At 41.9% G+C, this 13,725-nt stretch carries 14 protein-coding genes; 2 read left to right on the top strand and 12 right to left on the bottom strand.

Translation table 11 applies throughout. The annotated features are described in order from the left end of the window. Positions 1-64: 64 nt before the first annotated feature. From ACZ5B7_RS28265 to ACZ5B7_RS28290, 6 genes are all read right to left on the bottom strand, one after another. Positions 65-961: an ABC transporter permease gene (locus ACZ5B7_RS28265; protein ID WP_464491884.1), complete on the bottom strand. Its 897-nt coding sequence runs from the start codon at positions 959-961 to the stop codon at positions 65-67. Positions 962-982: 21 nt separating this feature from the next. Beyond that, positions 983-1,987 (bottom strand): ABC transporter permease, encoded by a 1,005-nt coding sequence (locus ACZ5B7_RS28270; protein ID WP_464491885.1) that lies wholly within the window; start codon positions 1,985-1,987, stop codon positions 983-985. A gap of 43 nt (positions 1,988-2,030) precedes the next feature. Then, on the bottom strand, positions 2,031-2,975 hold the full coding sequence (locus tag ACZ5B7_RS28275) for an ABC transporter ATP-binding protein (RefSeq protein ID WP_464491886.1): 945 nt from the start codon (positions 2,973-2,975) through the stop codon (positions 2,031-2,033). Beyond that, the gene (locus ACZ5B7_RS28280) at positions 2,972-3,982 is read right to left on the bottom strand and encodes an ABC transporter ATP-binding protein (RefSeq protein WP_464491887.1); all 1,011 of its coding nucleotides are present in this window, start codon (positions 3,980-3,982) and stop codon (positions 2,972-2,974) included. Before ACZ5B7_RS28280 ends, ACZ5B7_RS28275 begins: the two co-directional genes overlap by 4 nt. Before the next feature lie 138 nt (positions 3,983-4,120). Beyond that, positions 4,121-4,567, bottom strand: a complete 447-nt coding sequence (locus ACZ5B7_RS28285; protein ID WP_464491888.1) for an Lrp/AsnC family transcriptional regulator — start codon at positions 4,565-4,567, stop codon at positions 4,121-4,123. A 465-nt stretch (positions 4,568-5,032) separates the two neighbouring features. Beyond that, entirely contained in the window at positions 5,033-5,500 is a 468-nt protein-coding gene (locus ACZ5B7_RS28290) for a DUF3291 domain-containing protein (RefSeq protein WP_464491889.1), read from the bottom strand. A gap of 126 nt (positions 5,501-5,626) precedes the next feature. On the opposite strand from ACZ5B7_RS28290, the gene ACZ5B7_RS28295 reads away from it, so the two are divergent. Continuing rightward, on the top strand, positions 5,627-6,424 hold the full coding sequence (locus ACZ5B7_RS28295; RefSeq protein ID WP_464491891.1) for a prohibitin family protein: 798 nt from the start codon (positions 5,627-5,629) through the stop codon (positions 6,422-6,424). Positions 6,425-6,987: 563 nt separating this feature from the next. Here the strand turns inward: ACZ5B7_RS28295 and ACZ5B7_RS28300 are convergent. Both ACZ5B7_RS28300 and ACZ5B7_RS28305 read right to left on the bottom strand, forming a co-directional pair. Continuing rightward, positions 6,988-7,266 carry a hypothetical protein gene (locus ACZ5B7_RS28300; protein WP_464491892.1) on the bottom strand — a complete coding sequence of 93 codons (279 nt, stop codon included), beginning with the start codon at positions 7,264-7,266 and terminating at the stop codon, positions 6,988-6,990. 284 nt (positions 7,267-7,550) lie between these two features. Then, positions 7,551-7,991: a cell wall hydrolase gene (locus tag ACZ5B7_RS28305; protein WP_464491893.1), complete on the bottom strand. Its 441-nt coding sequence runs from the start codon at positions 7,989-7,991 to the stop codon at positions 7,551-7,553. Between the two features lie 795 nt (positions 7,992-8,786). Between ACZ5B7_RS28305 and ACZ5B7_RS28310 the strand changes: the two genes are divergently transcribed. Then, entirely contained in the window at positions 8,787-9,122 is a 336-nt protein-coding gene (locus ACZ5B7_RS28310; RefSeq protein WP_464491894.1) for a YciI family protein, read from the top strand. 129 nt (positions 9,123-9,251) lie between these two features. On the opposite strand, the gene ACZ5B7_RS28315 is transcribed toward ACZ5B7_RS28310, so the two are convergent. From ACZ5B7_RS28315 to ACZ5B7_RS28330, 4 genes are all read right to left on the bottom strand, one after another. Further along, on the bottom strand, positions 9,252-10,679 hold the full coding sequence (locus ACZ5B7_RS28315; protein WP_464491895.1) for an aldehyde dehydrogenase family protein: 1,428 nt from the start codon (positions 10,677-10,679) through the stop codon (positions 9,252-9,254). A gap of 16 nt (positions 10,680-10,695) precedes the next feature. Continuing rightward, complete coding sequence (locus tag ACZ5B7_RS28320) at positions 10,696-12,330, bottom strand: acetolactate synthase large subunit (protein WP_464491896.1); 1,635 nt, start codon at positions 12,328-12,330, stop codon at positions 10,696-10,698. Positions 12,331-12,353: 23 nt separating this feature from the next. Continuing rightward, positions 12,354-12,545: a hypothetical protein gene (locus ACZ5B7_RS28325; protein ID WP_464491897.1), complete on the bottom strand. Its 192-nt coding sequence runs from the start codon at positions 12,543-12,545 to the stop codon at positions 12,354-12,356. A 197-nt stretch (positions 12,546-12,742) separates the two neighbouring features. Beyond that, the gene (locus ACZ5B7_RS28330; RefSeq protein ID WP_464491898.1) at positions 12,743-13,450 is read right to left on the bottom strand and encodes a DNA alkylation repair protein; all 708 of its coding nucleotides are present in this window, start codon (positions 13,448-13,450) and stop codon (positions 12,743-12,745) included. Positions 13,451-13,725: the final 275 nt, after the last annotated feature.

A 13,725-nucleotide genomic window follows, 5' to 3' on the forward strand; every position in this document is an offset into this window, starting at 1 on the left:
AAGCAGGCCAGATCCGGCTAAAAGTATCCTAGAAAAAGCCTGCAGATTACCAAGATTCTAAAGTCTAGCTCTTGCTTTTCGGATCGAGAGCATCGCGTAAGCCATCCCCCATAAGGTTAAAGCCAAGAACAGTGAGCATAATCGCAACACCAGGAAAAATGACTGTCCACGGGGCTTGAATAATATACTGTCTAGAGTCTGCGAGCATTTTCCCCCATTCCGGCTGCGGCGGCTGTGCACCCATTCCAAGGAAACCCAGTGCAGCAGCTTCGATAATTGCTGTTGCAATCGCCAAAGTCCCCTGGACAATAACAGGAGCAAGACTGTTAGGCAGCACATGGTGTAACAGAATACGGCTGTCCTTCATGCCAATCGCTTTAGCTGCCATGATATACTCCTCTTCCTTTACACTGAGGACCCTGGACCTGATCAGCCTTCCAAAGTTAGGAATGTTAATTAAGGCAATCGCGATTAGAGCATTCTGCAAGGAAGGCCCCAAGACTGCCACAACGGCGATTGCCAGCAAAATGCTAGGAAAGGCCAGCATGATATCAAAAATTCGAGAAATGATGGTATCAACCCAGCGTCCGTAATAGCCAGCAATAATTCCTAGAAAACAACCGGCAACAATGGAACCCAAAACGGAAACAAAGCCGACCCACAAAGAAATTCGCGCACCATACAAAACTCGGGAAAAAATGTCCCGGCCAAAATCATCTGTTCCAAACCAGTGAGCAGATGAAGGTGCCGCATTCCTGTTGGATAGCTGCTGTTCACTGATTCCATACGGAGCAAGCAGCGGCGCTAAAATCGCAATCACGATAAAAAACAAGACGATACCAGTACCCACGAGAGCACCTTTATTTTTTTTAAAGGTCTTCCACGCTTCCTTCCACGGGGAAACAACCTCTTCGTGTTCTTTTATGACAATATTACTATCACCTTTTGCCAATACAGCCACATATAGTCCCCCCTCTGCCGGCTATTTATATTTAATACGCGGATCAATCGCTACATACAGAAGATCCACGATCAGGTTAATAAGAATAAAGATGGTGGCAATCACTAAAATCCCTGATTGAATGACCGGGTAATCACGGGCTGCAATCGCATCATAAATATAGCGTCCAATCCCCGGCCAGCCGAAAATTGTTTCTGTTAAAATGGCGCCGCCCAAAAGTAATCCCATCTGCAAACCGATTACAGTCAAGACAGGAATAACGGCATTTTTCAAGGAATGCTTGTACACAACCCAGAACATTCTAAGCCCTTTTGCACGGGCAGTACGGATATAATCCGCGCGCATCACTTCGAGCATGCTCGAACGTGTAATTCTGGCAATGATCGCCATCGGTATCGTTGCCAAGGTGATACCTGGTAAAATCAAGTGGCGGATAACCTCAACGAATTGATCCCACCGTCCAGTTAAAATAGTGTCAATCAAGTACAGGTGGGTGATGGCATGGACGGGATCTCGAACATTTTCCCTTCCTGTTGAAGGAAGCCAGTGCAATTGAAGTGAAAACGTCCATTGCTCCATTAATCCTAGCCAAAAAACCGGGATGGAAATGCCAATCAGCGCAAGTAGCATGGCAGCATAATCAAACCATGAATTCTGAAACCAGGCACTGATAATTCCGGCATTGACACCAATGAAAATCGCAATGAACATCGCCACAATGGACAGTTCCAACGTAGCGAAAAGGTATGTCCAAATTTCATCATTAATCGGTGCGGAGCTTCTTAATGAATTGCCCAAATCCCCCGTCAATAGACCTTTTAAATACTCGAAAAATTGGATATACCAAGGGTCATTAAGACCAAGCTTCTCGGTTAACGAAGCCACCGCTTCCTTGGTTGCCTGCTGCCCCAAGATGACTTGTGCTGGATCTCCTGGAATCGCCCTGATAATCCCAAATACGATTAGGGCCATACCGAAAAGAACCGGAATAAGCATAAAGATACGCCGAATCGTATAGGTAACCATAAAACCCCCCTCTTTCTTTTTATATTATCTAGTAATCTAGCATTTATTTTTTCTGGCAAGCTACGAAATGGCCAGGCTCAACCTGGATTAATCCCGGCCTTTCTTTTCCGGTATCCATCCATGAATCATCAATGGTGTACTGTTCCGGCAATGTTCCGAATTGGATGGCACTAGTTTGACCAGACTTATAATAGGCTGGGTCAGGAATAGGAACGGCAGATAGCAATTGCTGCGTATAAGGATGGAGCGGGTTTTGATAGATTTTCTCACTGTCCGCCAGTTCCACCATTTGGCCTTTATACATCACGCCGACACGGTCGCTAATGTGACGGACAACTCCAAGGTCGTGTGCAATGAAGATATAGGTTAGCTGAAATTCCTTTTGTAATTCTTTTAATAGATTGAGAACCTGAGCTTGAATCGAAACATCCAGGGCTGACACCGGCTCGTCTGCGATAATCAGTTTCGGATTGGTCATGAGGGCCCGGGCAATGCCAATTCTTTGCCGCTGCCCGCCGCTAAACTGATGCGGGTACCGTTTGGCATGGTAACCGGACAATCCCACGACTTCTAGCATCTCCCGCACTTTTTGTTTCCGTTCCTTTGGCGTGCCGATTCCATGGACAATTAATGGCTCCTCCAAAATTTTCTCCACCGTATGCCTTGGATTAAGCGAAGCATATGGGTCCTGAAACACCATTTGAATATTCCGTCTTACTTTTCGCATATCATTTTTGGATAGGGTACGCAGGTCCTGATGATCAAAAATAATTTTTCCATCTGTGGGTTCCAAGAGACGAAGCAGCATTCTTCCTGTAGTGGACTTTCCGCAGCCACTTTCGCCAACAATTCCTAGGGTCTCCCCCTCCTTTACGGAAAAAGAAACTCCGTCCACGGCCTTCATTTCACCGATTTGCCTGCCAAATAACCCGCCTGTAATCGGAAAATGCTTTTTTAAATTTTCCACGCGCAAGATCGATGTTGTCATACCGTCACCTCCTCTTGTTTTACTGAGTTCGCTTGAGGTTCATGAAGGAAACACCTTGCCCTTTGCCCTTCTCCTGTTACATATAGATCAGGCGTTTCACCGAAACATCGTTCAAATGCATGTTCACAGCGTGCTGCAAAGCGGCATCCTTCTTTGATGCTGCCCGGCTTTGGAACGTTTCCTGGTATGGAATAGAGCTTCTCTACCTTTTCCCTAACATCCGGTACGGATTTAATCAGTCCGATCGTGTACGGATGCTTTGGATTTTTAAAAATGGTCTCAATATCGCCTTCTTCGACCACTTTTCCTGCATACATGACAATCACACGCTGGCAAACTTCCGCTACAACACCGAGGTCATGGGTAATCATCATGATTGCCGTGTTATATTCTTTGTTTAACTGTTTCATCAGTTTTAAAATTTGTGATTGAATGGTAACGTCAAGTGCTGTCGTCGGCTCATCGGCAATCAATACTTGCGGGTTGCAAACCATCGCCATGGCGATCATCACCCTTTGCCGCATGCCTCCAGAGAGTTGATGGGGATACTCTTTTAATAGATTTTCAGCTCGGGGCAATCCCACAAGCTGTAAAATTTCAATTGCCCGTTCCTTTACTTGCTGCTTGCTCCATTTGTTATGTAAACGAATGGCTTCCATGATTTGATCGCCAATTGTAAATAGCGGGTTTAAAGACGTCATCGGTTCCTGAAAGATCATGGTAATGTCATTGCCGCGAATCTCGCGCATTCTCTTTTCCGATGCCTTGGTCAAATCTTCCCCTTTATAAAGGATTTGCCCTCCAACAATTTTTCCTGGCGGTTCCGGCACCAATCCCATAACGGATAGGGATGTAACGGATTTCCCACATCCGGATTCACCAACAATCCCGAGGATTTCTCCCTCGTTAATATGAAAATCTATATCATCCACTGCAGCCACTTCTCCGTTATCAGTAAAAAAGGAAGTACGCAGATTTTTGACTTCTAAAACAGGCCGATTGCTCATTATGACTCTCCTTTCCATTGCCTATTAGAATTTTTTTATAAGGAACTATTAATGCATCAAAGCTACATTGGAGTGGTTTTCATGGTTTGTATTATTCATGTTGTTTCAACAAACCCAGAAGAACCGTACCCATGGACTCTAAAAGTAATCGTAGGTATTTTTATATACATCCAGCTGAACAATGGTGTTCATCTCTGTTATATAAGGTAATTCATTAATTCGCCGAACCACCTCTATAATATCGTCCTGACCAGCAACCGCGATTTGGAGCAGCAAAGAATACGGTCCTGATGTCATTGTTATATACCGAACTTCCCGAAATTCCTTTAATGCTTCAATCGCTTTATCAAGGGATTGAGGAGTGACCTTTAATTGAATAAGGGCCCCGGATTTTATTCCCAGCGCCCTCGGGTTAACGACGCTGACAACTTCCATAACTCCATTGTCTAAAAGGTTCTTATAGCGCAGTCGAACCGTTTTTTCCGATACATTTACGCCTGCCGCAATATCCGTAAAGGACGTTCTTCCATCTTTCGAAAGATACTTTAATATCGCTATATCCAGATCATCTATTTCGTATCTCAAAACATTTCCTCTTTTCGGTCGTATTTCTTTGTAATATTCCCTAAATAAGTAATTAATATGAATTCAACGCCTATTTACATTATTCAAAGTTGATTTTATTATCTGAATTAGGAATTTAAGAATATTATAGTTATTCAATATTCAGAATGCAATAAATTTCTACAATTTTTTCACAAATTTGATATGGTAAATTCAAGGAAATAGCCAGAAAGTTGTCGAATCCTGACTAAAGTGAAGTAATTGATGTAGAAGGAAGTGGGAACCCACGGTTGATTGCGTACGTCATTTATCTATTTGTTACGTCGATTCTAATTTAGGTTTGATATGGGGATGTTCATAGGGGTCACTCGAAAGCTTTGCTCGTAAAAAGGCACAGCTAGTGAATTTACGCTAGCTGTGCCTTTTTATGCGAAACCCATGAAAATAACCAACTCTCCTGTTTTAGATTATTAGCCCCTTTCACCGCTACTTAACCAAGCACGCCTCCCCTTTGTCATCAAATGCCTGTCCAAAATCAAATGCATAAGGAGTGGGTCCATTCTGAATATAATGGCTGTATCGCTTGAAAGCCTCCTTCCATGACACATCCCATTGCTTCTCTGCCCACCACACTACATACGAAAGGTGCCTTTCTTGGTAAGGCTCCACCCATTTGCTTCGATCTCGCAACGCTTGCTTATGCAGACCTGAATAGGTAAAACTATATAAGCCTTCGAGGTTTTTCCATGTTGTTAAAGTAAGAACAGGGAATCCACTCCCCTTTTTAGCTTCTTCAGGTATAGGGACTCCTTCAGGTGAAAACACCTCTATAAGTTGTCCAGTTTTAGCTGCCTGATGAATGATTTCATTACCCACTTCGAAAAATTCACTTGATGCCGGGTGGTTGTACGGGTGATTGAGCCTGCCAACCGTATAGATTGCAACGAAAGCCATACACAGTCCTCCATCTATAGTTTTCACCTATTTATATTCAAGTAAGACGGGAACTTATACCCATGCTTCCGCATGAAACCAACCCTCTCATTCATATATTTTAATGAGAAGGAGAGGAGGAGCGCCTTGCATTACGGGAAATATATCGTCAGTGGCGTGATTTTAGTCTTGGTTATCGTGCTGTTTATTTTTTCTAGCACGAAGGTAGAGTCCGGTCATCGAGGAGTTCTGTTGCAATTAGGGGCAGTGAAGCCAACAATCTTGACGGAGGGCTTTCATTTTAAAATTCCATTCATTCAAAATGTGGAACAGATAGAGGTCCGGGTCCAAAAAGAAGAAAGCTCGCAAAGTGCTGCTTCAAAGGATTTACAAATGGTCACAACCAAGGTGGCCGTCAACTACTCAGTCGATCCAGGAGCGGTCAATAAGCTATTTCAAGAAATCGGTCTTGATTATCGTGCCCGCATCGTGGAACCTGCCATCGCCGAATCCTTAAAGGCAATTACCGCTCAATATACAGCAGAAGAGCTGATTTCAAAACGCCCGGAAGTATCGGCTAAAGTGAAGGAAATGCTGGACAAGAAATTAACCAAGTATTATATGCTCCTGGAAGATATCAACATTAAAGAATTTGCTTTTAGTGAGGAATTCAACAAAGCGATTGAATTGAAGCAAACAGCCGAACAAAATGCTTTAAAGGCCCAAAGGGATTTAGATCGAATCAAAATTGAAGCCGAACAGCAAGTCACACAAGCGCAAGCCGAAGCAGAGTCATTAAAATTGAAAAAAGAAGAAGTCACACCCGAACTGATCCAACTAAAACAAATCGAAGTCCAAGAAAAAGCCTTAGAAAAATGGGACGGACGCCTCCCAAGCGTAACCGGAGGGGCAACCCCATTCATTGATTTAAGCGGGGTAAAATGATGCATGGGGACGGTTCTTCTGCCTCACTTTGTGAGGCAATAGAACCGTCCCCATGCTCCAGAATTTCAGCAATTTGTTGCCCATGTGCAACCCAATCAAACGTTTAATTAAACCGTATAATATCACTTCCACTGGTGGATTTTTTCTTTACAATGACGAAGATGACTGTCGGTCAGACAAACGTTTATGTAAATTCGCTTAAAACGCTTGTATATAAATGTTTCTATCCCTATACACTTCTGCAGGAGCCGACTGGGTTCCTTCACTTAAGCCATACATTTTATCTAACCAAACTGTCACTGCGACCGCCACCATAAGTGAGAAGGACTTTCAAGCAGCTATTACAAATTATCAGGCATTCAGTAGTGCTATATGGTCAACTCAACAGGCAATATCTTTAATTATAAGAAATCCAACATAGTCCAACGGTTGACTTAATAGAGTTGCTATTGAAAGCAACTCTTTTTGTTATTTCTAAAGTTCTTCCACTAACCTGCCCCTTCGTGAAACAAAAAAATCTGCCACAGCATGAATCAACAGTCCTTTCAATTCAGAGGCAAGTGTTAGAACTCCCCTTCAAACGGGGTAAATGGAATGTTTAATCTGTTTTCCACTGCACGAAGCCTCCGATTTACTCGTAGTAAACGGCGGTAAAGTTGGTCAAATTCACTTTCTAGCAGATTAACTCTCCGTTCAAGCCGCTGCCATTGTGGCTGTTGAAACAGTTGCGATAGTTGTGGCAGTTGCGATAGTTGCCTGTCAGGTCCATATTGATTTTGCTGTACATATGGATAATACTCCAACTGAGTTTGTGGAATTTGATAATTTCCATAGGGATACATTTGGGCACCTCTCCTTTGGGTTAAATTCACTATAAATTATGTAGGCATTTTCAGTATGAAACGGCGAATACCCATAGATTCTTTTTTAAAAAAGCGACTGACGCTATTGTCGTATCTTTTACACCAACGGCTTGATGAGTCTTTTACTTAAATTCATTGATGAACTGACCCGTTTGAGAAACAAGAAAAGCGACTGGTCTTATTAAACAATCTCCCTGTTTGCTTAAGCTAAAAGCTTTATATAACTATTCCAAATATGTAAAAGACTTACTCAAAGAGTAAGCCTAACCGCGATATACACTGTCACATGTTCCAGCTTTTGGTTCGTAATAACAATGATTTTTAAATTGACCAGATTGAGGTTGATCATACCATGTAGGAGGGCATGGGGCATGTGGATTAAAGTACCAAAGGGCGTATTTTCCAGGGTGTTGCCTCCAATAATCCAAATTTTGTTTGGCTAATCTTCTTTCAGAAGTTCTTGCCCTTTGATAAAATACGTTCCCTTTTTGAACAGCCTCAAAGGAAAAATTCCCTCCTTGTACTTGAAAAATAACTGAGTTAATTGATCTTAACCCTTTAAAGTCTAAGCAATTTGCCACAAGACGATTCACAATTACATTTCCAACATATAACATTCCTAATTTTCCTTCACCTTCAGCTTCTGCTCTCATCATCCTTGCCATTAAACTAACGTCTGAACTTCGGTAATTTGCTCTTGGCATTTTTCCACCCCCAAAATATAGTATGAAAAATAGCCTACATTGTTGTCATTGTGTATCTAATAAGAAAGAATGATGCATGGGGACGGTTCTCATGCATCATTATTTCCACCTAATTAAATAAGAATGAGGCAGAAGAACCGTCCCCATGCTTCACATTGTCCGATGTATTTCAGCAATTTGTTGCCCATGTGCAACCTAATCAAACGTTTAAGTAAATCGATTCAATCCCATGCTACTGGCGGATTTTCCACTCCCCGATTACGAAATTGCTTGTCGGTCAGACAAACGTTTGAGTAAATTCCCCCAAAACGTTGATAAATTAACGTTCTGCTCCCTATTTCCGTGGAAATTTTGATGAACGCTGCCGGATTAAGGCGAATCATTTCTTGCAGGTGCTACACAAACTTGGAAATCCGCCAATTTCCACCGAATTCTACTACCGCTTTCCCTATTTAAACGTTTGGATAAAAGCTAAGAAACTATTGATTTAATAGACTTTTCACGCCTATTCCTCCAAAAATTTTGTCATTTAATCAAACGATTGAGTAGTATCAACTTGAGCCTTTGCCGCAACTGAATTTATATTAGAAATGGCAGCAGAAGAATGTCGAAATCTTTAATAGGATTCTACAAAGATGGTTCTAATGGTCTTTATTTTTTTCTCCCCCCCCGGAAAGGCCGGGCAGTTTAGTGAAACAAAAGGTGGTTCATTGTATTTGAAAGGGATTTATGGAAAAATTAGCGTTGAGTGTCGTAACTAATAAAAAGAAATTTAAATGATGGAGGTAACCTCGAATGTCGGACAACACTGCAAATAAAGCTACAGGTAAAATGCACTTTATGATACATGCTACTCCGCCTAGAACAACTTTTCATCAGGATATGACAGTAGAAGAACGGAACATTATGTTAAAACATATTGCCTATTGGACGGACAAGCAAAACCAGGGAATCGCCCTGGTCTTCGGCCCTGTTTTAAATCCTTCAGCCCCGCACGGACTTGCCATCATTGAAGTTGAAAATGAAGCACAAGTCCCAAAACTTATAGAAGAAGACCCAGCCGTAATGGCTGGTATAATGACAACTGAATTTTATCCGATGATGGCAACGCTGCCGAATCAACATGCTTAATTAGTTGAAAAGAAACTTGAATAGACAAAAATAAACGGCTCAGTTTTGTGAGCCGTTTGCTTTTTCATTACCAATATTGATCCACAACACATACAAATTCTTTGATGCATGAGAACCGTCCCCACGTCCCTACTTTAATTTAATGCCAATAAATTTCAGTTCTGTCATTTCTTCTATGGCATATTTAATTCCTTCTCTGCCTACACCGCTTTGTTTTACACCGCCGTAAGGCAGATTATCCTGCCGGTAGGTAGAGATATCGTTAATCCAAACACCGCCTATTTCTAATTGGTCGGCTACCCTGATTGCTCGGTCAATATCCTGGGTGAAGACACCAGCTTGCAAACCGTAAATGGAGTCATTGGCATATCCGATGACTTCCTCTTCCGTATCAAACGGAATAACTGATACAATCGGTGCAAAAACCTCTTCTGCGATGATTTTCATATTACGATCGACATCAGTCATGATGGTCGGGGAAAGAACGTTCCCCTTTCGATCGCCGCCAACTTCTATTTTCGCGCCATTTTTGACGGCATCATCAATCCAAAGCTTTGCCCGCTCGGCTTCTTTCTCGGTAATCATAGGTCCGATGTCTGTGGCTTCCTCCATTGGATCTCCAATTTTCAAAGCCCTAGTTTCTTTAATAAACTGTTCCAAAAATGCCTGATAAACATTTTTTTGTACAAAGATTCGTTGAGCATGGATACAAACTTGTCCTGAAAAAGAAAATGCTCCAACCACTAATCTTTTTACAGCCGTTTCTATGTCTCCATCTTCGAAAATGATATTAGGGGAATTGGAGCCTAATTCAAGGGTAACTTTTTTAAAGCCGGCGGTTTCACGAATTTTCTTTCCAACGGCTAAGCTTCCTGTAAAGGATATTTTATGGACTTTTTCATGCGTGACAAGAGATGCACCTACTTCTCCCGTTCCCATTAACAAATTTAAAGCCCCATCTGGAAGGCCTGCTTCCTGGAATAACTTGACTAATTTATAACCTGACACCGGTGTTTTCTCGGCAGGTTTGAAAACAATTGTATTACCCGCAGCGATCGCTGGTGCAATTTTATGCAATGACAAATTTAGCGGAAAGTTAAAGGGAGTGATGGCTCCTACCACACCTAATGGGATTCGTTTCACTAACCCCAATCGATTTTCCCCTCCAATGGCTGCATCCATTGGCAAGACTTCTCCGGTAATATTTTTGGCAAGTTCAGAAGCAAACCTTAGAACTTGAACGGAACGATTGATTTCATCCCTGCTATATTTGATTGGCTTACCAGCCTCTCGGACAATCGTGTCTATAAAATCCTCAGGCTTTTCCTCTAAAAGGTCAGCAGCTTTTCGCAAAATATCACTCCGTTGATGAGCAGGCATCATCTTCATTGTGGAATGAAAAGTTTCAAAGGCATTTTCTACTGCCTCATTCAGATCAGCTTCTGTCGCTAAAGCTAATTCAGCTACAATTTCTTGATTATATGGATTTTTTACCTCAAGTGTTTCTCGATTATGTTCATTTCGCTCTTGACCATTGATAATCGAACCGAGCCGCATGTTGACCCTCCCTTTCTTAGCATTGAAGATGACTTAATTTCTCGGTTAATTTCATGTTTTCACTATAATCAACTGGGCAATCAATAAAGACAGGCTTGTTCATGGCAATGGCCTTCTCTAATGCTGGTTTAAGTTCCTCTGCCCTGTTAATTTGCAAAGCTTCAAATCCGTAAGATGATGCAAGCTGAACAAAGTCAGGATTTCCAAATTTAATATGGGAAGGACGGTTAAACTTTTTCAATTGATGCCATTCGATTAAGCCATATCCTTCATCTCTCCATAATAAAACAATAATAGGGAGATTCAGTCGTTTGGCTGTTTCTAACTCTGCGCCGGTCATTTGAAAAGATCCATCCCCGCATACTGCTACAACTGTACGATTCGGCTGGGCAAGTTTCGCCCCTATCGCTCCAGGGACAGCAATCCCCATTGATGCCAAGCCGTTTGAAATTAGACAGGTATTCGGTTGATAGGTATGGAACATTCTCCCCATCCATACTTTATGTGCCCCCACATCTGAAATCACAATATCCTCTTCTTTTAAAACAGCTCTTAAATCGGAAATAATTTTCTGAGGTTTGAGCGGGAAGCTGGTATCGTCACTAAATTGCTGCAGCTCAGCTAGTGCCTTATTCCTAACGTTCAATACCCATGAATTATTCCTTTCTCTTGGGGAAAGAAGAACCTTATGAATCTTATCTAAATTCCGTTTGATATCTCCTACTACATTTAGTTTTACAGGATAATTTTGATCGGTCTCTGCTTCTTCTGTATCAATGTTTAAAATGGAGGTGGTACCATTAGGATTCCATTTTGATGGAGCATATTCTGAAATATCAAAACCAATCGCGATAATTAAATCGGAGTGATTAAATCCACAAGTAATGTAATCATTCCCGCCAATGCCTGCTGTAAATAAACTTAAGTCATGGGTCCAGGGAAGAGCTCCTTTTCCCATGAAAGTATGGACGACAGGGATATTGGACTTTTCCACTAGAGCCCTTAATTGTTCAGCAGCATTTCCTCTCGTTATTCCGTTACCAGCTAAAATGATTGGGTGTTCAGCTTGTTCAATTAGTTGAGCTGCCTCTTTAATGACCTGATCCCCTGCTTCTGTTAAAGTATGGACAGTTCCCTTTAAAGGAGTTCCCTGAACCTCCATTCCAGCAACATCATTTGGGAGATCAATGTGGGCAGCACCTGGTTTTTCCTGTGTCGATACTTGAAATGCTTTACGAACTGCCTCAGGTATGATTTCACCCTTTTTTATTTGTGCATTCCATTTTGTTACAGGTTCATAGATATGAATTAAATCATAATACTGATGACTAATTTTATGCTGCCGGTCCAAACTAGCCTGGCCTGTAATTGCTACAATTGGATTCAAATCCATGTTGGCATTTGCCACACCTGTTAAAAGATTTGTAGCGCCTGGCCCTAAGGTGGCTAAGCATACACCCGGTTTTCCCGTTAACCTTCCGTAGGTCCCTGCCATAAAAGCAGCACTCGTTTCATGTCGGGTTACGATAAAGGTAATCGTTGAATCCAGAAGAGCATCCATCAGATCGATATTTTCCTCACCTGGAATCCCAAAGATATATTTTACGCCCTCTTCCTCTAAACACTTAACTAATAATTCAGCTGCCTTCACTATTAAACACCCTTTACAATGGATTACGGAGAATTGGATGCTGCTTCTCCGTTCGTACGAATCATAACGTCGGCAATACTCATGATCATTTCCTTCATAAATAAACACTTAATATCCAGACATAAAAATGGAATATATATAGTTAAGATTCTCTTTATGGGGAAATTTATCCTTAATGATTTATGGTATCCTGTCCTTTTGCCTTGTTCTGCCATAAAAAGGCCTCCTTTATAAACTGCCTTCCGCCTTGCTGATACGTTTTTTTAAAAAGGTGTTATGCAATTATCTGGCCGTTAACATGAAAAAAAGCACAATTCTTTTCTGCAGAATTGCGCCTGATCGCGAAATAGCCACTTATCCTAGTATGTTAGCGACCTTCCAATGTTGTATTTAGCTTCGTTCCCGTGTAGTCCTAGCACCTAACATATTTACGTTTAAACCCAAGCCTCCCTCTATCAATCTCCTTTTGAATATTTTCGGAGGCATTCAGGATACTGCTCTTTTTCTTATCCCGCTTGATTTCGACTGGGCCAACAGCCTTTGCGGTTTCAACCGCCTTATCGTGGAGCTGCACATAGGAAATCGCAACGGTGTAGATAAAATTATTCATAGCAGATTTTGCTCGATCGGGAGCATCGTGAATCGTCTTTTCCACCTGATCCAGCATATCGGCAAGCTTACTTGCATCAAATTCATTGTCCTTTCGATTCCCCAATAGCCAGCAGTAACAGCTCCACCCTGCCGACATTCTCAGTTCTTCCCCGCTGGCAATCCATTTATCAGCAACAACCTGCGCAATATCGGCTTCTGCCAAAGTGACCGCCACTACATAATCGGACAGCATATAAAAATATGCCCCCTCCATCCAACGGTCAAAATCCTCCTCCGTCATGGACTTTGGGTCCGCAATGATGCCGGCAAAATACATGGCATCGTAGTTTCCGGTAGCGTAAAGCTGCTCGGCCAAAGGCTGATTCTTCTTGATTAGCTTCGAGAGCGGCTTCATGGCGCCAGTCGCCACGCCAAAAACTGGCTCGTGTGCACCATTGCTTATGTACATCTTTTTCAATCGCTCCTTGCCGAGTGCTTCCAGTTCCTGCATAACTGTTTCGAAATCCATCGTTTTTGCACTTCCTTCCCCGTATCATCATACCCACTTAATTGTAACCATATAGCTTCTATTCTTAATAATCATATGACCTGAAAACATTCCACGAATCTTGAAAAAAGGGGGGAAGTTCATATAAAAAGTCAATTATAGGGTACTTCTAGAGGGCGGTAAAAAGAGGGTGGAAAGTATATTGGAGGTATTGGAAAGTAAAAGTGGAAAATCGGAAAGTATTTAGCCAAAAAGTGAAAGTAAAATCAACAAAATGGAAAGTAACCAGACCAATC

The sequence above is a fragment of the Neobacillus sp. S1115 genome, from assembly GCF_055385565.1.

Bases quoted from the DNA above. Each gene is read 5' to 3' on its own strand.
- ACZ5B7_RS28270 (WP_464491885.1), bottom strand. From the start codon at position 1,987: ATGGTTACCTATACGATTCGGCGTATCTTTATGCTTATTCCGGTTCTT.
- ACZ5B7_RS28275 (WP_464491886.1), bottom strand. From the start codon at position 2,975: ATGACAACATCGATCTTGCGCGTGGAAAATTTAAAAAAGCATTTTCCG.
- ACZ5B7_RS28280 (WP_464491887.1), bottom strand. From the start codon at position 3,982: ATGAGCAATCGGCCTGTTTTAGAAGTCAAAAATCTGCGTACTTCCTTT.
- ACZ5B7_RS28290 (WP_464491889.1), bottom strand. From the start codon at position 5,500: ATGGCTTTCGTTGCAATCTATACGGTTGGCAGGCTCAATCACCCGTAC.
- ACZ5B7_RS28300 (WP_464491892.1), bottom strand. From the start codon at position 7,266: ATGTATCCCTATGGAAATTATCAAATTCCACAAACTCAGTTGGAGTAT.
- ACZ5B7_RS28305 (WP_464491893.1), bottom strand. From the start codon at position 7,991: ATGCCAAGAGCAAATTACCGAAGTTCAGACGTTAGTTTAATGGCAAGG.
- ACZ5B7_RS28310 (WP_464491894.1), top strand. From the start codon at position 8,787: ATGTCGGACAACACTGCAAATAAAGCTACAGGTAAAATGCACTTTATG.
- ACZ5B7_RS28315 (WP_464491895.1), bottom strand. From the start codon at position 10,679: ATGCGGCTCGGTTCGATTATCAATGGTCAAGAGCGAAATGAACATAAT.
- ACZ5B7_RS28325 (WP_464491897.1), bottom strand. From the start codon at position 12,545: ATGGCAGAACAAGGCAAAAGGACAGGATACCATAAATCATTAAGGATA.
- ACZ5B7_RS28330 (WP_464491898.1), bottom strand. From the start codon at position 13,450: ATGGATTTCGAAACAGTTATGCAGGAACTGGAAGCACTCGGCAAGGAG.